Raw genomic sequence first — 19,080 nt, 5'->3', positions numbered from 1 at the left:
TGCCAGAGTAGCGCGGCAACAGGCGACGGAGGAAGAAAACAGGTTAGTTCAGACGCGGGTCCAGCGGGTAATTGGACAGGGCGCGGTACCGGCCACCCTTCTCGCGCAGAATAGCCTGCCAGAAGGCATCATTGTCCAAAGTAAAGACTTTCCCGGCAGCATTCGGATGCACAATCCAAACATTTTCCCCTACCTCAGTAGCCAACTGACCGGCAGTCCAGCCCGAATAACCCGCATAAAAGCGTACCGATTCGGGTGCCAGCTCGCCGCTGAGCAGCAACCCCAGCAGTACCGGAAAGTCGCCGCCCCAGTACACGCCCTGGCCCAGCGCAATGGCTTCGGGAACGTCAGGGCGCTGGTGCAGATAATGCAGCGTATCGGGCTGCACGGGGCCGCCCAGCAGCAGCGGCTGCTGGGCCGGGGGGGTGTCATCGCCGCCCGGAAGCTGCAGCACGTCGCCCAGGCGCAGGCTGGAAGGCCGGTTCAGGACCAGCCCGAATGTGCCGTCCTCCTCATCGTGGCGGCAGATCAGCACCACAGTCCGTTCGAAATTAGGGTCGCCGAGAAAAGGCTGAGAAATCAGGAGGCTGCTGGAGCGAAGCTGGGGCATGGCAATAGAGCAGTTGCAGTGAAGTAGAAAACCCGGCACTGGCAAAGAGACACCGGAAGTGCCACGCGGTTGGCAGGCACCCGCCGGCGGCACGCACAAAGCACGCCACCAGCAACGAACCGGCAGGTACCTGGTTGGTTTACGTCAGAGCAGGTAGCCCAGGTTCCCGCATGCCGGCATTATGCTACCTTGCAGCGCTATTCACCCCCAACCAACCGCCGCAAGGAAGTATCCGAGCCAAGTTGCTCTGGCAACAGCTCCCGGTAGCAAGGTGGCCCCTGCGTTGGTTACTAATTACTAGCCCCCGATGATAGACCCGCATCTGGCTGACCTGCGCAAGACCTACGCGCAACGCACCCTTTCTGAAACCGACGTGCTGCCGGCCGCGGTACCGCAGTTCCGGCTCTGGCTCGACGAAGCCCTGCAGGCCCAGCTGGACGAGCCTACGGCCATGACGCTGGCCACGGCCAGTGAAACGGGACAGCCCTCGGCGCGGGTAGTGCTGCTAAAAGGTCTGCCCGATGAGGCCGGCTTTTTGTTCTATACCAACTACGAGTCGCGCAAGGGCCACGAGCTGGCGGCCCGGCCACTGGCGGCCCTCACCTTCTTCTGGCCCGGTCTCGAGCGGCAGGTACGGGTAGAAGGCCGCGTGGAAAAAGCCCCGGCCACTCTGTCTGATGAGTATTTTCAGAGCCGCCCCCGGGCCAGCCAGATTGGGGCCTGGGCTTCGCCGCAGAGCCAGAAGATAGCAAGCCGCCACGAGCTGGAGCAGCAGGAAACAGCCATGCTCGACCGGTTTGGCGACCAGGACCCGTTGCCTCGGCCAGAACATTGGGGCGGCTACATTCTGCGGCCGCACCGTGTGGAGTTCTGGCAGGGCCGCCCTAGCCGCCTCCACGACCGGATAGTGTACGAGCTGGAAGGCGAAACATGGTGCCTGAGCCGACTGGCCCCCTAAGGAGAGAAAGTAACTGGAGACCGAAGCGTTTCATATCGTTGTTACTCTTCTACTTGATTCTGTATCCCTTCATTATCTCATCTGAGAAAAGATTTGGCTGAAATTCAACCCTTACGCGGCTGGCGCTACAACCCAACCCTGGGCCAGCACATAGACGAGTATGTATCTCCCCTGTTTGACGTGGTATCGGCGCGGCAGCGAGAAGCCCTCTACCGTAACCCGCTCAACAGCATTCATCTTTCGGTGCCCCGCGGCGACGACCCGGCGGGAGAAGCCCTGCACCGGCTGCAGCAGTGGCAGCAAAGCGGCGTGCTGCGCCAGGATGAGCTGCCGGGCATCTACGCCTATTACCAGTATTTCCGGCTGCCGGGCAGTACCCGCGAGTATTGCCGCAAAGGCTTTATGTGCCACATCAGGGCCTACGACTGGGCCGATGAGGTGGTGCTGCGCCACGAAAACACGTTGCCGGCCGCCGTCAACGACCGGGCCGAGTTGCTGGCCCGCACCGAATTCCAGACCAGCGCCACGCACGGCCTCTACCGCGACGACGCCTTTGAGCTGGAGCGGTACCTTGATGAGGCTATCCGGACCCCGCTCTACCAGACGGAGGAGGATTACCAGGGAGCCCGCGACGTGCTGGCCGTAATTCAGGACGCTGCCGTTATCCGGCGGTTTCAGCAGGTACTGGCTTCGCGGCAGGTAATTCTGGCCGATGGGCACCACCGCTACGAAGGGTCGTTGGCGTACCGGCAGGCCCGTTTGGCGGCCCAGCCGGAAGCTACCGGGCGTGAAGGCTGGAACTTCCACCTTATGTACCTGACCAACGCCGCCGCCGACGACCTGCGCATTCTTCCCACGCACCGCCTGCTGCTGGAGCTGCCCCCGGGCCTGACCGACGCGGAATTCCTGACCCGGCTGGAGCCGTATTTCACGGTGCTGCCCAAAGAAGACCCCTACGACCTGCCCGAGCTGATAGCGGGCAAGCAATGGGCATTTGGGCTGTACCTGCAGGATGGACAGGCTTATAAAATCCGGCTGCGCCCGGAGGTGCACGAGCAGCTGAGCTGGCACACAACCCCCGAAGTAAAAGCGCTGGACCTGACCGTGCTACACTTTTTCGTGCTGGAAAAAGTACTGGGCATTGTCGGGCCCGATGCGCAGCGGCAGTGGCCGGGCGTAGCTTACGTGCGCAACTTCTTCGAGTGCCTGCAGCGCGTGGACCACGGCGAAGCCCGTGCCGCTTTCATTACCAATGAAGTGACCATGGACGAGGTGGAGCGGGTCTGCCATTCCGGGGCCGTGATGCCGCCCAAATCCACGTTCTTCTATCCGAAAACCATTGGGGGCTTCCTTTTCAGCAGTGTTCGGGCGGAAGAAACCACTCACCCGTTTCTAGCGGAATTTTCGCGCTGAACCAGCCAGCCAGCCTTTCCTATTAACAACCCTATTGCCTGACAAGATGAACCTCGTGCTGGCCTCCAACTCTCCGCGCCGCCGGCAGCTACTCTCCGACCTGGGGCTGCAGTACACGGTGCGGCTGCAGGAAGTCGATGAATCGTATCCGGAGCATTTGCGCCGCGCGGAAGTAGCCGAATACCTGGCGGCGCACAAAGCCGCCGCTTACCGAACCACCCTGGCCCCCGATGAGGTGCTGCTGACGGCCGATACCATTGTCTGCCTGGGTGAGGAAGTGCTCAACAAGCCCGCCGACGAGGCCGAAGCCATCCGGATGCTGAGCAGGCTGCAGGGCCAGGCCCACGACGTTTTCACCGGCGTATGCCTGCTGACCGGCGACGGGCGGCAGGTGGTTTTTTCTGATCAGACACGAGTTCATTTTCGCCACTTATCCGACTCAGAAATACGCTTCTACGTCCAGCAGTATAAACCTCTGGATAAGGCAGGTGCCTACGGCGCGCAGGACTGGATTGGGATGGTCGCGGTAACCCGGCTGGAAGGCTCTTATTTCAACGTAATGGGCCTGCCAGTACACCGCGTGTGGGAAGAGCTAAGCCTGCTGACCGGCCGGCACCTGTTGCCGTACTAGTCTACCCTTACCGTATTACGTTTCCGCCTTTATGCCTTTCCGAGCACTTCTGGCAGTGAGTCTGGTTTGCCTGCTCCTGGGCAGTCTGTTTCTGCTGCTGATTTTCGGGCTGACTCCCTACCAAAAGGTACAGGCCCTGGGCAATATCACCTACCATGAAGGCAGCTACCATCATCTGCGACTGGCCCTTACTCCGGCGCGCTATACGGTACTGCGGGGTACACTGGCCGGGGTGATGCTGCTGAGCGGCGGCCTGCTACTGGCCTTTCGGCGCTACGGGTTGCTACGGCAGCAATGGCAGCTGCTGCAACTCGAAATCAGGCAGGCAGGCGCGGCTTTGCGCCATCAGCTGCTGGCCCTCAGCCGCACGGAAAAATGGGCAGGAAGCTGCTTATTGCTGGCATTGCTGCTGGTGCGGATCTGGTATCTGGCGGTGTACCCCATCAGCACCGATGAGGCCGCCTCCTTCGACTATTTTATTCACGAAGGTCCGGTGGCTATCAGCAGCTTCTATCCTATTCCCAACAACCACCTGCTATTCAATTTCCTCTGCTGGCCCTTCAGCCTGGTTAGCGCCGACTTACGCCTGGCAATGAGGCTACCAACGCTGCTGGCCGCTACTGCAGGCACTGGTGTGGCCTACCTGCTTCTCACGCGTGCCATCGGTTTCAGGGGTGCCACGCTGGGTGTTGGCCTGTTTGGCTTTTCTCCGCTGGGCCTGTACTATGCGGTAGCAGGCCGCGGCTATTTTCTGCAGCTGGCTCTGCTGCTGGTCGCGTTTTTTGCAGCGTTAGCACTGTGGCGGCAACCGAACGGCCGGCGGCTGGCGTGGGTCGTTTTTATCGGAACCGGCATTCTGGGGCTGTATACCATTCCCACGTTCGTGTACCCGCTGGTGGCGCTGGGCGCTGGGCTGTTGCTGGGTTTCGCCAGCCAGCGACGCTGGCCGGATATAGGCCGGCTGGCACTCGCCGCCGCTACCATTGGCACCACGGCAGTACTGCTGTATTCGCCTGTTATCATAGTTTCGGGTCTTTCGCAGCTGCTTGGCAACCGCTACGTGGCGCGTCTGGCGGCGGCCACCTTCTGGCCCCATTTTGCCGGCTACCTGCACGTATTGGCCGATACGCTGGCGGGAGGAGAAAATCTTGGGCTGGCAGCAGTGGGTGCTCTGAGTGTAGCGGTGCCCCTGCTGTGGTGGCGGCAGCCGCCGCTGCGGCCCATCATAACCCTTATGGCTTTGCTATTACTCGTGCCGGTTGTGTTGATGGCATTACAGCAGGTACTGGTACCGGAGCGGGTACTGCTGTTTGCGGCATGCTTCAGCAGTATCTTACTGGGCCTGGCAGGTAGCAAGGCACTGAATTTCTGCCGAATTACAGCCGGAGCGCAACTGGCCGTTATGCTGCTCCTTATCGGCGGCTACGCGGGCTACGTCCAGTGGCGCCAGCTGCCGTCCTGGCGGGCAGAGCAGCAGCGCCAGCAGCAAATCGAGTCTTCGTATGAATGGCTTACAGGTTGGGGAGCCCAGCGGGTGTTTCTGGCGTCCCCCTGGCACGAGCTGTTCCTGCATCACTACGCCCTGCTGGAAAACCGGAATATCCTGCTCCAGACCACAGCAGCCCCTGATGTGACGTATGACTTCGTCGTGCTGGAACGCGGCGCTGCACTGCCTGCCTGGGCGGCCTCGTCCTACTCGCCGGTCTACGAAGACGCGCTGACCGTAATTTACGGCCCTGCCAACGCAGCACAGCCAGTTCGCTAACCAGGCAAAGCGTGGTCAGTGCCCCCGAGCCAGCAGTGCAATACCGCCCACTATCAGTAGCATCCCCAGGGCTTGTGGCCAGCTAAGGGCCTCACGCAGCAGCAGCACGCCCAGCACGGCCGTCAGCAGCACCGACCCGCCCACGATAAGCGGAGTCCCGACCGAAGCCGGCGCCCCTTTTCCATACACGGCAAACGTCAGAATTTCGGCCAGCCCGATGAACAGCCCGGCCAGGGCTGCCATCGAAAAGCCTCTGCTGGTGGCCAGCACGGGCGGCAATGCGCCGCGCAGATACAGCAGCAGCAGCAGCCCCGCTCCTACCAGCGCCGCTACCACCTGCAGCACAACGGCACCCACCATTTCGTGCACCTGCCCGGCCGCAGCCTTGATGAACAGGTTGTAGAGCGCCATGCAAAGCGCGGCGCAGGCCGCCAATACCAACCAATTCATCGGCGCTATTCGTCGTCGTCTTTCAGGCGCGCCAGCAGGTTCTGCTGCAGGCTCTGCCAGTTGGCGTAGTCGCTGCGGCCGGCCCATTCCTCCTGCAATTCCGATTTTTCCAGCACTACCGTCACGGCGGCTTCGGCCAGTTCGCGCAGGTCTTCGCTGTCACCGGCGTCGAGGTGCGCTACGGCGGGCAGCAGACCAGGCGGAATATCCGAGGCCGGCCGGCCCAGAATAGCCGCTACAATTTCGGCCGCAGCCAGCGCCTCACTAGCGGCACCTGCTTCCAGATGGCCTTCTTCCTCTGCCGCCGTGGCCAGCGCCTCGTAGAGCACGGCTTCATTGGGGTTTTCCAGAAATTCCTCGGCGAAGTCTGCGGCCGAGTCGTTGTCGAAATTGTAGTAGTCCCAGGTGCCCATAGTGTCAGGTTTCAGGAATGCGTCCGCCCGAAGCGGTTGAATGTAACAAGGCTTCTATCTGAATTTCTCCTTCAGCAGTTCAATTTCCACGGCCGGCGCAATCTTCTCATATAGAATATGGTAGGCTGCTGACGTAATCGGCATAGGCACCTGCAGGCGCTTGTTCATTTCGTAGATGCTCTTGACGGCGTAGTAGCCCTCGGCAATCATGTTCATTTCCAGCTGCGCTGACTTCACGCTGTAGCCGCGGCCTACCATGCTGCCGAAGGTGCGGTTGCGCGAAAACTGCGAATACGCCGTTACAAGCAGGTCGCCGAGGTAGGCGGAACCCGAAAGGTCGCGGGGCTGGGGGTTGAGGGCATGCACAAAGCGGCGCATTTCCTGCACCGCATTGCTCACCAGCACCGCCTGAAAATTGTCGCCGTAGCCGAGGCCATGCGCAATGCCGCTGGTCAGGGCAATAATGTTCTTCATGACGGCGAAATACTCGATACCGTCGAGGTCGGCGGCGGGGTTAGCCTTCACGTAGCGGTTGCGCAGCAGTCGGCAGAAGTCTTCGGCCAGCGTAGGGTCCGGCGAGCCGATGGTGAGGTAGCTCTGCTTTTCCAGGGCCACTTCCTCGGCGTGGCAGGGCCCGGCTACTACGCCCAGCCGCGAAGGCGGCAGCCGGAACCGGTCGGCTACGTAGTCAGTCACCAGCACGTTTTTGCCCGGAATCATGCCTTTAATGGCCGAAATGACCCGTTTGTTTTTCAGCGCATCCCGGTCCAGCTTGTCGAGCACGCCCTGCACGAAGGCCGCTGGCACGCCCAGCACCAGCCAGTCGGCATCCTTTACAACTTCCTCCAGGTCAGTGGAAGGAAACACACGGGTCAGGTCATGAGCTACCGACGACAGGTACCGGGGATTGTGGCGCGTGGTGCGCAGGTGCTGCACATCGTCTTTAGAGCGCAGCCACCAGCCGACACGTGCGCCGTTTTCGGATAGAATCTTGGTGAGTGCCGTGGCCCAGGAGCCACCGCCCAGCATTGCTATTTTTTCCAAGGTGGGAATGAGTAGATGAGGGTGCGGAAGAAGCGAAAACGCCGGAAACCCGGCAGCAGAGCACACGCCGAAACGGCATTTTCAGCCTTTAACGGGCAGTTTAGCTAAAAAAAACGAGAGGCGACTGTTGGAGTTCAACGGTCACCTCTCGTATGTCAGCCGCGCAGAAACCAGCTAGCTGGCTTTCTGCGAAGTCTGGACTAGCCTACTTGTTTTCCTCGGGCCCTTCTTTCAGGGCTTCCTTGTTGAGGCTCTTGGCATCTTTTATTACTACTGCCTCATTCGCTTTCAGCGTTTTGGCTACAGCCCGGAACGGGCCACTTACTACCTGGTCGCCGGCCTGCAGACCACTCAGGATTTCGATGTTCTGAAAGTCGCTGATGCCTGTTTTAACCGGCGTAATAACAGCCTTTCCATTGCGAATGACAAAAACTACTTCCTGTACGTCGCTGGTTTTTGGAGTCGTTTCAGCTTCTGCGCCGCTACGCCCTTTTCCACCTACTCCACCCACCCGCACGCGGGGACCGGTGCTGGCAGTAGCACCGCTGGCTGCCATGGCGCTGTCGGAGCGGGTTGTTACGGCGGAAAGCGGCACGCTCAGCACACCAGTTTTACGGTCGGTGATGATATCAACGGAAGCCGTCATGCCGGGCCGGAAAGGCACCACCGTGCGGCCACTTACCGTGCGCAACAGGTGGCGGTAAGAGTCGGGCAGCAGCCGGATACGCACTTCAAATTCGGTTACGGCTTCCGCCGTCAGCGCATCTTTGGCCGTGTTGGCAATGCTGGTCACGAGGCCGCGGAACTTCTCGTCCTTGCTGGCATACGAGTCCACTTCCACCTCCACCGAGTCGCCGAGGTGCACATTGATGATGTCGTTTTCGTTGACGTTCACGCGCACCTCCATCGAATTGAGGTTGGCAATCCGCATGATTTCGGTGCCGGCCATCTGGGAAGTACCCAGCACCCGCTCGCCTTTCTCCACGTTCAGCTTGCTTACGGTGCCGCTTACCGGCGCGTAAATAGTGGTTTTGTTGAGGTTTTTGCGGGCATCTTCCAGCGAAGCCTGCGCACTGGCCACGTTGCTCTGCGCCGCCCGGATGCTGGCGCGGGCGCTGTTCAGCTCTTCCTGCGAAGCGTCGTAAGCAGCTTTGGCGGCTTCAAAGTCGGCCTGCGAAATCACCTTCTGCTTATAGAGCGAGGCGTTGCGGCGGTAGGTCAGCTCCGTCTGCTTGGCATTGGCAATCAGCTGCTGCAGGCGCGCCTGGGTCTGGCCCACGTTGGCGCGCTGCGTATTCACGGCCGCGCTCTGCTGGTTTACCAGGGCCTGGTAGTTATCGGGGCGGATACGCAGCAGCAGCTGCCCTTTCTTCACCGAATCACCTTCCTGCACATAGAGCTCGATAATCTCGCCTGATACGTCGGGAGAAATTTTCACCTCTGTTTCGGGCTGCACTTTGCCCGAGGCACTCACCTTCTCCACGATGTTGACGGTGGCGGCTTTGGCAGCCGTTACTTCCGTGCCGGTGGGCTTGCCCCACCACCCCTGTTTCTTGCCCACCACGTAGCCTCCTATCAGCAAGATAATGACGGCCAGCAATATGTAGAGTAAGCGGTTGTTTTTCATTTATTCCGATGCGTGAATGAGTAGATGGGTAGATGAGGGCCGGGCAGCCGGAAGCGGGCGGTTTGCTCCGCTGCCTGGTCACTCATGAGGCTACAGGGCCAGCGGACGACCCTGGTAGAAGTCGAGGACTTTACTGCGGAAGATGAACTCGTATTTGGCCTGAATCATAGTCGACTCGGCGGCGGCAAGGTTGTTTTTGGCAATGTTGAACTCCGTACCGTTGAGCAGGCCATTGTTGAAGCGGATTTCGGCATTACGGTACGCCGTGGTCAGGGCTTCTACCTGCCGCTTCGACGAGGTGAACCGGCGTTGCGCGGCTAGGGCATCGGCGGCGGCCTGCTGGATGTTCTGGCGCAGCGTCAGACGGGTCTGCTCGGCCCGCAGCTCGGCTTGCCGGGCCGTCACCTGGGCCCGCTGCACATTGGTGCGGGCCTGGAAACCGTTCAGAATCGGAATGTTGAGGTTGAACTGCAACTGCCGGCCCAGGTTGTCCTTGAGCTGGTCGGAGAATTTGGCGGGCAGCAGCTCCGGAATAGCCTGCTTGGGCTGCAGCACGGCAAACGTGGTGGGGATAGGCTGCCCGCCCACGTATTGCACCACCGGAATGGGCACCACGGCCGTGGAGTCGCCGTTGAATACCCGCGCCAGCCGCGACGACGAGAAACCCGTGAACACGCCGGCTCCAAACGTGAGGCGGGGCAGATAGGCTCCCCGCGCCACATCAATGCCCAGCTGGCTGGAACGTACGCGCAGGTCGGCGGCCTTTATTTCCGGCATCAGGCCCTGCGCCGTTTCGAAGATGGCGGCCGGCTCGGCGTTGTAGGCGGCTTCATCGTCCGGATCCGGCAGCTGCGGCAGGTCAATCTGAAAATTAGCGGCCCCGGCGGCATCCAGGTTGAGCAGCTGAATCAGCTGCAGACGCGCAATATCCCGCTGGTTCTGCGCCGTTACCACATTCAACTCGTCGGAGGCCAACTGGGCCCGGCTGTCGAGCAGGTTGCTCTCGGCCACGGCACCGGCCTTCAGCAGCTTCTGGGTGCGGTCAATCTGCTGCTGGCTGCTGTTTACGCGCGTCTGGTTGGCCCGGATCAGCTCCTCCGACAGCACCAGCTGCAGGTACACGGAGGCCACGTTCAGCGACAAGTCGTTGCGGGCCTGCTCGATATCCACCAGCGCCGCCTGATAGTCGAGGGCATTGCGCCTGACGGTATTGCGCAGCTGAAATCCCGAAAACAGGGTAATCTGTGAGAAGGCCGAGAAGTTGTTGGACCGGATGGTCTGGCTCACGAAGTCGTTGGTGAGCGGGTCGAGGCCGGTACCGTAGTTCCAGGTCTGGCTACCGCTCAGGTTGGCCGTGGGCAGCAAGGCACCCCGCCCGGCCCGCTGCGTAACGTCGCTCAGCTCGGCGTTCAGCTGGCTTTGGCGCACACTCAGGTTGTGCTCCAAGGCATAGTTCACTGCGGATTGCAGCGTAAAAGGGGCGCCTGTGGCCGCAGACTGCGCCAATGCACCCGCCGGCGGTTGGGCGGGCGGTGTGGTCTGGGCCAGAGCGGGCCAGGTAGTAGCCAGAAGCAAGGCGGTAGTCCCGGCCAGAGCCAGAGTCCGCGGCAGCGGCGTAGCGGTTGCTTTCATAGAGAGGGTAAGGCGGCAGAGCCAGATGCAGAACGACAGACAGCAACGTCTGATTTTTCAGGAAATATATTCAGGATGACGAATAATTACCTCGAATCCTTTAATCAATGGTCGGAATGTAAGTAACCCGGTGTACCCAGCTCAGCTGGCGCAGGTAGGCCAGCGTGATGTCTTTGATACCGGAATCCATTTCGATGAACTGCCGCGCCACGTCGTTTTTTCCTTTTCTGGAAACCAGCATGGTGGCAATGTTGCAGTCGTCGTGCGCAATAACCGAGGCAATGAAGGCAATGGAGCCTTTGGCATCATCTGCGTCGAGAATAAGCGTATGCAGGCCGCCCGAAAAGTCGGACGGAAAGCCATCCACTTCCACAATCCGGATAACGCCGCCGCCCCGGCTCTGCCCCACTACTTCCACCGCGTGGCCCGTGCGCTCATCACGCAGCTGCACCCGAATAGTGTTCGGATGCATGGTAGAGGCATTGCCGACGCCCTGAAACGTGTACTGCAGCCCGGCTTCCTTGGCATGGTCGAAAGCTTCCCGGATCCGCACATCGTCGGTGTTCATGCCCAGCAGCCCGGCCACAATGGCGCGGTCGGAGCCGTGGCCTTCATAGGTGCGGGCAAAGGAGTTGTAGAACGTGACGGTGGCCTGCGTGGGCAGGCTGCCCAGAATCCGAATGGCCGCCCGGGCAATGCGCACCACCCCGGCGGTGTGCGAGGAGCTGGGCCCAATCATTACCGGACCAATCATGTCGAATATGCTGCTTTTCTCGGCCATAGGAGGCAGTAAAGGTATCGGATTCGACGACTATCACCCAATAAACCGCGTGGGTGGCTGCTACAAATTGTCGGCCGGCAGCAGCGCCCCACGGAAAGCGCAGCAACTCCCGTTGCTACCCGCAGGCCATGCCCTGACGAACCGGTAACAGTACCCGCCTTCCGGGAGACACGAATTGCTCAGGCAGCGTTGCCTGCGGCGGCGAAAGTAAAGGAATTTTACTTGTCTGATGCCGGCATACAGGAGGCCTGGCCATGGCACGCGCCGCCACGGTTGCCCGGCAGCAGCCCCGCGTTTATATCTGATACGCCATCTGGCCGTTCACCGGCTCACCGGTCGGCAGGCTCACGGTAAAGGCGGTAAACTGGCCTTCCCGGGTGTCAACGGTAAGCGTGCCTTTGTGCTGCTTCGTGACGATGTCGTAGCTAAGCGAAAGTCCCAGGCCGGTACCCTCGCCGGAGGGCTTGGTGGTAAAGAAGGGCTGGTAGATTTTATCCAGAACAGCGGCCGGAATGCCGGTACCGTTATCCCGCACCGTAATCTGAACCAAGCCGGCGCTTCTTCTGGTGCGCACTGCCACTTCGGGCCTGTAGCTGCTGCCCGCCTGTTGCTGGCGCTGCTGGGTGGCATAAAAAGCGTTGTTGAACAGATTCAGCAGCACCCGGCCCATATCCTGCGGCACCACCTCCACCAGCCCGAGCTCCTTGTCAAAATCGGTGGTAAGCTGGGCGTTGAAGTCTTTGTATTTGGCGCGCAGACCGTGGTAGCTCAGCCGCAGAAACTCGTCGGCCAGGGCGTTCAGGTCCGTGGGCTGCCGCTCGCCGGAGCTCAGGCGCGAGTGCTCCAGCATGCCCTTCACGATGGAGTCGGCCCGCTCGCCGTGCTGATGAATCTTCTGCAGCACCTGCGTCAGCTCGCTTACCAGCTCGTGGGCCGGCTCCTGCGCCGGCCCGGGCAGCGCGGGCAGGGTTTCGGTGTTCAGCTCGGCTAGCAGCTCTACGGCCACGTCGGCGAAGTTATTGACGAAGTTGAGCGGGTTCTGAATCTCGTGGGCAATGCCGGCCGTCAGCTCGCCCAGGCTCGCCATTTTCTCGCTCTGAATCAGCTGATCCTGCGTGGCCTGCAGGTTGTTCAGGGTCCGCTGCAAAGCAGCGGTGCGGAGCTGCACCTGGCGCTCCAGCGTTTCGTTCTGCTGAGCCAGCATCACCTGTTTTTCCTGCTGATGCGCCAGCATCTGCCGGGAGAGCATGCGTACCTGGGTGAGCTTGATTTCCAGCAGGCGGCTGGCCAGCGCAAACTGCCGGGCCAGGTACAGCGAAATGGCCAGCACCGGGCTCAGGAAAGCCGGGAAAGTAAGCATTGTATGGAGCGGAATGGATAGAACTTCCACCATCAGCAGCGGTCCGTGGTAGCGGGCAATGAACCCAAATACCAGCAGCAGCACTAGAGAAATGGCAAAACCGGCGGCAATAATGCCGGCGGCCTGCCGGGTCTGGCGCAACGCGCCCAGCGTGAGACGCAGCTGCTCGGCCGTAACCAGCAGCATAAACCCTACGGTAGGATACCAGCTGGCCTGGGGGCCAAAGATCAGCAGCAGCAGGCTCGCGGCGTTCAGGGCCCACAGGCTGCGGTAAATCCAGCCCAGCCGCACCCGAAACAGGCTGTACAGCGCCCGTACGGCCAGCACGCTGCCCGTCTGAAGGCATATATAGGAGAGGATATCCACTCCTAGCCGTAGATCAAGCCGTTGAATTTCATCAAGAAAGCCCGTGCAGAAAAAACTGATGGCCCCCGCCAGCGTGTACAGAGTGAAAAAGAAGTTGGCCCGTTGCGCCGAGTTGTAGAGGTAAAAGCCCAGATGGAGCATGCTCAGCAGCAGAAATGCGCCCATCAGCAGCATATCGGCCGTTTTGTAGATGGATTCCTGCTGGTTGCTCTTCACCACCTGCGCTATTCCCTCCAGCCGGGCCTGCAGAAACCCGGGCACAAAAAAGTCGCTGAACAGGGCAAACTGCGGCCAGTGGGCAAAGCGCACGGCCAGCACCTGCTCTTCCTGGTCGCGCAGCAGCAGCTCAATCGGTTCGCCGTCAGGCCAATACGGCTGCACCTGCTGCGGATCGGGGCTTAGGGTGCCGTAGCGGCGCAGCAGCTTCCCATTGAAATAGATTTCGGAGGCGGTATACTGAAATATGCGCAGCACCAGCGCCTGGCGCCGCAGCTCCGGGCTCAGCCGGAAACGCAGCCGTAGCCAGCCCGTTCCGGCCTGCGCTATCTGGGGCAGGTGGCGCAGGCTCAGGGTCGGGTTGATGGGTTGCCAGCCGCGCTCCTCAATGGTTGCCTCCGCCCAGGCCGGGTTGTCTCCCGCGTGAAACTGCCAGTCCTGGTCGAGCACGATTCCGGCGGTCGGCATCTGCCGGAAGGTGGCCACTGATTCAGGACGAATCTGTGCTGATGCTACCTCACTTGTAAGAACCAATAGAAACAGAGCGAGAATTTTCATTAGCGGGGCTTGTCTCAGCTGAACAGGCGGCACGGGGGGCGGGCAACCAGCGTATCGGACACTGCCGTGGCATACTCCGACGCTGCCCTCAACCCCGATATAAGATGCTGTAAGTATGCGTTTGTGGCTATGAAACAGATATGTAATTATAACTATATATTCAATTAATAGCATCATGCTGCTAATATCTGGCAGCTGGCTTGCAGGACGCGTTTTTTGCTGTATTCTGATGACCGATACCGCTAACCAGCGGTGCCAGACACAGTGTAGTCTGCCCGAAGCCATCCGCACCAAACAGAAAATTTTCGCCTGAAATTGAGTTGCACAGGCCCAGCCAATCCCTAGTAGCGGCTGGCCTGGTATAGGGTAGTTTGCGGCTAGCAGTTCCGGCCGCTTTTTCGTTCCTTGTACCCAGATTACCCCTCCATCCCACCCACCCCACCCCTTTATGCCCACCCCACAGGACGAATTTTCGCCCGCCGTCTTCGAGCAGCTCCGCCGACTACAGGGAAAGTATTCCGCTGATAGTCAGGACCTGGCTGCTTACCTTGAAGGCCTCTACTATGCTGACTACGTCAACTATTGGGACTACATCGGCCTCGACACGCTGCTGAGCCTGCAGCGCCCGCTCACCAAGATTCCCGACGAGCGAATCTTTATCATGTACCACCAGATTACGGAGCTGTATTTCAAGCTCTGTCTCTGCGAGTACGAGCAGATCGGGCAGCTGCGGGAGCCTACCGTGCAGGAGCTGGTTCTGCGCCTGGGCCGCATCAACCGCTACTTCGAAAACCTCATCGACTCGTTTGATGTGATGGTAGACGGCATGGACAAGCAGCAGTTCCTGAAATTCCGGATGTCGCTGATGCCGGCTTCCGGTTTCCAGAGCGTGCAGTACCGCATGATTGAAATAGCCAGCACCAACATCGACAACCTGCTCGACAAAGAGAAGCGCCGTCTGCTGGGCGAAGCCGCCGCCCACGATGAGCTGATGGGCTGCATCTACTGGAAAGCGGGTGCCACCATAGAAGAAACTGGCGCAAAGGCGCTTACCCTGGTTCAGTTCGAGGAAAAATATACCCAGCAGCTGGTAGCACACGCCGCCGAATACCACGAGCGGAACGTGTGGAGTGTAATTCAGCGCCTGCCGGCGGAGGAGCGAGAAAACCCGCGGCTGCTGCGTCAGCTTAAGCAGCTGGACGTGAACGTAAACGTCAACTGGCCGCTGATGCACTTCAAGTCGGCGGTGCGCTACTTGGAGCGCCACCCCACCTCCCTGGCCGCTACCGGCGGCACCAACTGGAAGAAGTACCTGCCTCCCAAGTTCCAGCGCCGCATCTTCTACCCCCAGATCTGGACCGAGCAGGAGCTGGAGGACTGGGGCAAAAGCTGGGTGGAAAGCATCCTGGAAGAAGCCGTGCGGGCGTAGAGGCCGCTGCCAATGCCCGTGTCATTTGATATTCTGATACTCTGAACTAGCTTCTCGTATGGCTCCGGATAAAGAAAGCAGCGTTGGCTGGGGTAGCCTGGCCCTTATCAATGCTGCCATTGCGCAGAGCAAGCAGCGCAGTGGCGTCAATTGGTTTCTCATATCCTTGCTCATCGGGCCAATTGCCACGTTGCTGCTGGTTTCGGCCTACCGCCATCCACCTTCCCATCCTTCTTCTCCCGATACCAGGCAGCAATAGAACAACTGCCCGTGCTGGCGCCGAAACAGTCCGGCCGCCGCTCCTGCCACCTGGGCGAGGAACGGCGGCCGGGCCGTTTCTGGTGCGTCTGGCGTCTACTTGGCCGGGCCGCTGACTACGAACTCCGCCTGCGTGTTTTCCCACATCATCCGGACGGGGCCGCTGGCGTCGGCGGTGATGGTGAACTGCTCGACGGGCTGCGCCAGCTTGGTAGGTTTCACCTTGATACGCAGCGCGTCTTCGCCTGACTTATATTCGTATGCGCCCCACTGCTTAAACTCCCGGTTGAAGATGATGGTCCACTCGTCGGGGCCGGGAATGGTGAAGAGGGCGTACATGCCCGCGGGCAGCGTCTGACCATTGATGACGGCCGCTTTTTCTATTTTGAACGTGGTAGCCTCATTGGCGCCCGTACGCCAGACCTCGCTGTAGGGCACCAGCTTGCCGAATACCTGCCGCCCCTTGGAATGTGGGCGGCTGTAGTCGATGGTGACGGGCACGCCGTTGATGGTAGCGGAAACGGTAGCCGGCGGGCTCGGCCGCTTCGACTTATCCTCGGGTTTCTTGCCGGCCATCTGGTCTTGGGCGAAAGCCGAGCCGGACAGCAATACCAGAATCAGTAGCCAGCAGGCGGAAAACAGGCGGTAATACGAGGGCTTTTTCATGAGTGGGGAGAGAAAGGTTGGTGAAAGAAGAGTACGCGCACTAGTCAGACTGCCTGGAATCATTCCACCGCTTTCAACCACCTCACCCGTCCACGCGGCAGCACCATCTGGCAATCATCCAATATACAGATTCCGCTACACTAGCGCCAGATCCTTGTACGCAACCTCTAGCCGGACAGTAACTCTACGCCGCCCTTCCAGCTACTGTACGCTGGCCCTACTGCTCCTCATTGTTCATCCGGGATGTATCGCGCGTGTCGGCCATGCGCAGGTACACCACCAGCGAAATAGCCGCGCAGGCCGTCACGTACCAGTAAAACCAGCTTTCCACGCCTTTACTCTTGGCCAGCAACGCCACATACTCGGCCGAGCCGCCGAAAATAGCCACCGTAAGCGCATACGGCAGCCCTACGCCCAGCGCCCGTATTTCCGTCGGAAACAGCTCGGCCTTCACCACGGCGTTGATGGAGGTATAGCCGCTCACAATCACCAGGGCCACTACCAGCAGCCCGAATGCCGCGCCCGGGCTACTGGCCTGCCCCAGCCACGTCATCAGGGGCACGGTGCCCAGCGTGGCCCCGATGCCAAAGAACAGCAGCACCGGCCGCCGCCCCACCCTATCCGACAGCGCCCCCAGCAGCGGCTGCAGCAGCATGGCCATGCCCAGCGCCCCAAACGAGACGAGCGTTGCCTGGTCTTTGCTGAAGCCGGCGGTATTCACCAGAAACTTCTGGGTGTACGTCGTGAAGGTGTAGAACACCACCGTACCGCCCAGCGTGAGGCCTACCACCGTCAGCACCTCGCGCGGGTAGCGCAGCAGCACGGTGAGCTTACCGGGCTGGGCCGGTTGGGGCCCACTGGCTTCTGTTTTGGCTTCGGCAGCAGTCTGGCGTGTGAAGGCATCGGTTTCTTCCATGGTCCGGCGCAGGTACAGGGCCACCAGGGCCGCGCCCGCCCCGATGGCGAAGGGCACGCGCCAGCCCCAGGCCTGCAATTCAGCTGGGGTCAGGAGCTGCTGCAGCCCAATCTGCACAAGCAGCGCCAGCAGCTGACCGGCAATCAGGGTTACGTACTGAAAACTGGAGAAAAAGCCCCGGTTGCGCTGGTCGGCCATTTCGCTCAGGTAGGTGGCTGAGGTGCCATATTCGCCGCCCACGCTCAAGCCCTGTAGCAGCCGTGCCAGCACCAGCAGCACCGGCGCCGCCACCCCAATCTGGCGGTAAGTGGGCGTAACGGCAATCAGCAGGGAGCCGCCGCACATGAGCAGCACCGAGGCCAGCAGTGCCGCTTTACGGCCGGCGCGGTCGGCATAGAGGCCCATTAGCCAGCCACCGAGCGGCCGCATCAGAAACCCCACCGCAAAAATGGCCGCCGAATTGAGCAACTGGGCGGTCTGATTGCCTTCAGGAAAGAACGACGGCGCGAAATACAGCGCGAAAGCCGAGTACACGTACCAGTCGTACCACTCGACTAGGTTGCCGACGGAGCCGCTGAAGATGGAGCGGATACGGGATGCCATGCTGCGGCCGGCGGGCGCGGAAGTAGTCGTCTGCATGGCGGCAAAGTAACACCTGGCCGCTTCAGAACAGGCCGTGAGCCCGGCGCATTTGGTTTAGTGGGTTACCTTCGCGGCCGTATTCTTTGTTTGATTTCCAGTCAGACGGCGGAAGGTTGCTGGGTACTACCAGCATGAAAAGGGAACCGGGTGCAAATCCCGGACAGACGCGCTACTGTAAGTCCCGCGCAGTTTTCACCAAATACAATTCCATTGGCAGGCCCTGGCCCGCTGAGAAGGACGGTGAAAATGGGACAAGTCAGGAGACCTGCTTTCCGCTGCATTGATGAGGCTGCCTTCGCGAAAAAGGGTCTTGTCGGGTACTGACGCGCCCTTGGGGCCGGGTTTGCGCGAGCAGGCCGGGGCCGGCGCGTGTGCGGTAGCCGGTGGGCATTTTTCAGGGGAGGCAGGTTCCGGATATCGGGCAAGGGAGTTTCTTTTCCTCTTTTCCCTCTATTCTATGCCTTCTCTCGAAGCCAAAATTGCCGCTGCCGAAACGCGCATCTTCAAAGCCGTTTTCCCCAATACCACCAACCACTACGACACGCTGTTCGGGGGCACCACCCTGCACATGATGGACGAGGTGGCTTTCATCACGGCTACCCGCTTCAGCCGCCTCAAGATGGTCACGGTATCCTCCGACAAGGTAGATTTCACGCACCCCATTCCCGGCGGCACGCTCGTCGAGCTGATCGGCAACGTCGTCCGCGTGGGCAATACCAGCCTGCAGGTGCGCGTGGAGCTGTTTGTGGAGCAGATGTATTCCGAGGAGCGCATTAAAGCCGTATCGGGCCTGTTCACCTTCGTCGCCATCGACCAAGACAAGCGGCCGGTGCGCATCATGCCCGTATAATTTTTTGGCATCCTCAATGGCCAAAGCCAATACAATAGTGGTTTAGGCAGGCTGTATCGTTCCGCTCTGGTTTTTCGTATATCCGAGCTGAACTTTACAGTACTGGTTTTCAGTTCAGGGGCCACCTGTCACCTGTCTTCTCCTCTGTAGTATATGGATCAGCAGCAGAATAACCTTATCAGCGCGCGTTTGGAACAATCGTTTAAAGAGGCCGACCAGGCCCGGGAAGAACTGACGGAGTCAGTCTCAAATTCCATTGCTGCAAACTGCGACCTGCTGCACCACGGCCTCGTGAGTGCCAAAGGACTGGAGGCTACCACTGAAATGTACCGGCACATGCTGGGCGAGTTGCTGCGCCACAGCTCCGGCGAAGTACGCGCCCAGGTGCTTACCTCCTTCAATCAGTCGATGGAGAAGTTCTGGCCCCGCAAGACCAACCACGACGGCCCAGCCCGCCCCTTGGATTAGCCAACGTAGTTCTCCTATTACAAGCCC

The 19,080-nt window shown here is 60.2% G+C and carries 18 protein-coding genes and 1 riboswitch; of the genes, 8 read left to right on the top strand and 10 right to left on the bottom strand.

Annotation, left to right across the window (positions count from 1 at the left end; translation table 11 throughout):
- Positions 1-43: 43 nt before the first annotated feature.
- On the bottom strand, positions 44-610 hold the full coding sequence (locus IC231_RS16735) for a YqgE/AlgH family protein (protein ID WP_190785642.1): 567 nt from the start codon (positions 608-610) through the stop codon (positions 44-46).
- A 307-nt stretch (positions 611-917) separates the two neighbouring features.
- On the opposite strand from IC231_RS16735, the gene pdxH reads away from it, so the two are divergent.
- From pdxH to IC231_RS16715, 4 genes are all read left to right on the top strand, one after another.
- Complete coding sequence (gene pdxH, locus IC231_RS16730) at positions 918-1,568, top strand: pyridoxamine 5'-phosphate oxidase (protein WP_190785641.1); 651 nt, start codon at positions 918-920, stop codon at positions 1,566-1,568.
- Positions 1,569-1,661: 93 nt separating this feature from the next.
- Positions 1,662-2,981 carry a DUF1015 domain-containing protein gene (locus IC231_RS16725; protein WP_190785640.1) on the top strand — a complete coding sequence of 440 codons (1,320 nt, stop codon included), beginning with the start codon at positions 1,662-1,664 and terminating at the stop codon, positions 2,979-2,981.
- A gap of 46 nt (positions 2,982-3,027) precedes the next feature.
- Positions 3,028-3,612, top strand: a complete 585-nt coding sequence (locus IC231_RS16720; RefSeq protein WP_190785639.1) for a Maf family nucleotide pyrophosphatase — start codon at positions 3,028-3,030, stop codon at positions 3,610-3,612.
- A 31-nt stretch (positions 3,613-3,643) separates the two neighbouring features.
- Positions 3,644-5,377, top strand: coding sequence for a hypothetical protein (locus tag IC231_RS16715; RefSeq protein ID WP_190785638.1), 1,734 nt, complete (start codon positions 3,644-3,646; stop codon positions 5,375-5,377).
- 15 nt (positions 5,378-5,392) lie between these two features.
- Here the strand turns inward: IC231_RS16715 and IC231_RS16710 are convergent, their stop codons facing one another.
- From IC231_RS16710 to IC231_RS20095, 7 genes are all read right to left on the bottom strand, one after another.
- Positions 5,393-5,827 carry an EamA family transporter gene (locus IC231_RS16710; RefSeq protein ID WP_190785637.1) on the bottom strand — a complete coding sequence of 145 codons (435 nt, stop codon included), beginning with the start codon at positions 5,825-5,827 and terminating at the stop codon, positions 5,393-5,395.
- Between the two features lie 5 nt (positions 5,828-5,832).
- Positions 5,833-6,240 carry a DUF4259 domain-containing protein gene (locus IC231_RS16705; RefSeq protein WP_190785636.1) on the bottom strand — a complete coding sequence of 136 codons (408 nt, stop codon included), beginning with the start codon at positions 6,238-6,240 and terminating at the stop codon, positions 5,833-5,835.
- A 54-nt stretch (positions 6,241-6,294) separates the two neighbouring features.
- Complete coding sequence (locus IC231_RS16700; protein ID WP_211539134.1) at positions 6,295-7,284, bottom strand: NAD(P)H-dependent glycerol-3-phosphate dehydrogenase; 990 nt, start codon at positions 7,282-7,284, stop codon at positions 6,295-6,297.
- A 205-nt stretch (positions 7,285-7,489) separates the two neighbouring features.
- Positions 7,490-8,911, bottom strand: a complete 1,422-nt coding sequence (locus tag IC231_RS16695) for an efflux RND transporter periplasmic adaptor subunit (protein WP_190785635.1) — start codon at positions 8,909-8,911, stop codon at positions 7,490-7,492.
- A gap of 90 nt (positions 8,912-9,001) precedes the next feature.
- Positions 9,002-10,543, bottom strand: coding sequence for a TolC family protein (locus IC231_RS16690; protein WP_190785634.1), 1,542 nt, complete (start codon positions 10,541-10,543; stop codon positions 9,002-9,004).
- Between the two features lie 100 nt (positions 10,544-10,643).
- The gene (gene sdaAB / locus IC231_RS16685; protein WP_190785633.1) at positions 10,644-11,324 is read right to left on the bottom strand and encodes an L-serine ammonia-lyase, iron-sulfur-dependent subunit beta; all 681 of its coding nucleotides are present in this window, start codon (positions 11,322-11,324) and stop codon (positions 10,644-10,646) included.
- A gap of 295 nt (positions 11,325-11,619) precedes the next feature.
- Positions 11,620-13,824 (bottom strand): sensor histidine kinase, encoded by a 2,205-nt coding sequence (locus IC231_RS20095; RefSeq protein ID WP_211539133.1) that lies wholly within the window; start codon positions 13,822-13,824, stop codon positions 11,620-11,622.
- 448 nt (positions 13,825-14,272) lie between these two features.
- Between IC231_RS20095 and IC231_RS16675 the strand changes: the two genes are divergently transcribed.
- Positions 14,273-15,253 (top strand): tryptophan 2,3-dioxygenase family protein, encoded by a 981-nt coding sequence (locus IC231_RS16675; protein ID WP_190785632.1) that lies wholly within the window; start codon positions 14,273-14,275, stop codon positions 15,251-15,253.
- 58 nt (positions 15,254-15,311) lie between these two features.
- A complete protein-coding gene (locus IC231_RS16670) occupies positions 15,312-15,512 on the top strand; it encodes a hypothetical protein (RefSeq protein WP_190785631.1) in 201 nt (66 codons plus the stop codon).
- Between the two features lie 95 nt (positions 15,513-15,607).
- Here IC231_RS16670 and IC231_RS16665 read toward each other — a convergent pair whose 3' ends face one another.
- Both IC231_RS16665 and IC231_RS16660 read right to left on the bottom strand, forming a co-directional pair.
- Positions 15,608-16,177: a DUF2911 domain-containing protein gene (locus IC231_RS16665; protein ID WP_190785630.1), complete on the bottom strand. Its 570-nt coding sequence runs from the start codon at positions 16,175-16,177 to the stop codon at positions 15,608-15,610.
- Positions 16,178-16,394: 217 nt separating this feature from the next.
- Entirely contained in the window at positions 16,395-17,732 is a 1,338-nt protein-coding gene (locus IC231_RS16660; protein ID WP_190785629.1) for an MFS transporter, read from the bottom strand.
- 96 nt (positions 17,733-17,828) lie between these two features.
- Positions 17,829-18,022: riboswitch (cobalamin riboswitch) on the top strand.
- Positions 18,023-18,192: 170 nt separating this feature from the next.
- On the opposite strand from IC231_RS16660, the gene IC231_RS16655 reads away from it, so the two are divergent.
- Both IC231_RS16655 and IC231_RS16650 read left to right on the top strand, forming a co-directional pair.
- Complete coding sequence (locus IC231_RS16655; protein ID WP_185889840.1) at positions 18,193-18,585, top strand: acyl-CoA thioesterase; 393 nt, start codon at positions 18,193-18,195, stop codon at positions 18,583-18,585.
- 189 nt (positions 18,586-18,774) lie between these two features.
- Positions 18,775-19,053: a hypothetical protein gene (locus IC231_RS16650; protein ID WP_190785628.1), complete on the top strand. Its 279-nt coding sequence runs from the start codon at positions 18,775-18,777 to the stop codon at positions 19,051-19,053.
- Positions 19,054-19,080 lie beyond the last annotated feature (27 nt).

This window comes from Hymenobacter duratus, assembly GCF_014698995.1.
Lineage (GTDB): Bacteria > Bacteroidota > Bacteroidia > Cytophagales > Hymenobacteraceae > Hymenobacter > Hymenobacter duratus.
This window is presented reverse-complemented; position numbering and strand designations above follow the sequence as displayed.

Coding starts and splice junctions, on each gene's coding strand:
- IC231_RS16735 (WP_190785642.1), bottom strand. CDS start 610: ATGCCCCAGCTTCGCTCCAGCAGCCTCCTGATTTCTCAGCCTTTTCTC.
- pdxH (WP_190785641.1), top strand. CDS start 918: ATGATAGACCCGCATCTGGCTGACCTGCGCAAGACCTACGCGCAACGC.
- IC231_RS16720 (WP_190785639.1), top strand. CDS start 3,028: ATGAACCTCGTGCTGGCCTCCAACTCTCCGCGCCGCCGGCAGCTACTC.
- IC231_RS16715 (WP_190785638.1), top strand. CDS start 3,644: ATGCCTTTCCGAGCACTTCTGGCAGTGAGTCTGGTTTGCCTGCTCCTG.
- IC231_RS16710 (WP_190785637.1), bottom strand. CDS start 5,827: ATGAATTGGTTGGTATTGGCGGCCTGCGCCGCGCTTTGCATGGCGCTC.
- IC231_RS16705 (WP_190785636.1), bottom strand. CDS start 6,240: ATGGGCACCTGGGACTACTACAATTTCGACAACGACTCGGCCGCAGAC.
- IC231_RS16695 (WP_190785635.1), bottom strand. CDS start 8,911: ATGAAAAACAACCGCTTACTCTACATATTGCTGGCCGTCATTATCTTG.
- IC231_RS16690 (WP_190785634.1), bottom strand. CDS start 10,543: ATGAAAGCAACCGCTACGCCGCTGCCGCGGACTCTGGCTCTGGCCGGG.
- sdaAB (WP_190785633.1), bottom strand. CDS start 11,324: ATGGCCGAGAAAAGCAGCATATTCGACATGATTGGTCCGGTAATGATT.
- IC231_RS20095 (WP_211539133.1), bottom strand. CDS start 13,824: ATGAAAATTCTCGCTCTGTTTCTATTGGTTCTTACAAGTGAGGTAGCA.
- IC231_RS16675 (WP_190785632.1), top strand. CDS start 14,273: ATGCCCACCCCACAGGACGAATTTTCGCCCGCCGTCTTCGAGCAGCTC.
- IC231_RS16670 (WP_190785631.1), top strand. CDS start 15,312: ATGGCTCCGGATAAAGAAAGCAGCGTTGGCTGGGGTAGCCTGGCCCTT.
- IC231_RS16665 (WP_190785630.1), bottom strand. CDS start 16,177: ATGAAAAAGCCCTCGTATTACCGCCTGTTTTCCGCCTGCTGGCTACTG.
- IC231_RS16660 (WP_190785629.1), bottom strand. CDS start 17,732: ATGCAGACGACTACTTCCGCGCCCGCCGGCCGCAGCATGGCATCCCGT.
- IC231_RS16655 (WP_185889840.1), top strand. CDS start 18,193: ATGCCTTCTCTCGAAGCCAAAATTGCCGCTGCCGAAACGCGCATCTTC.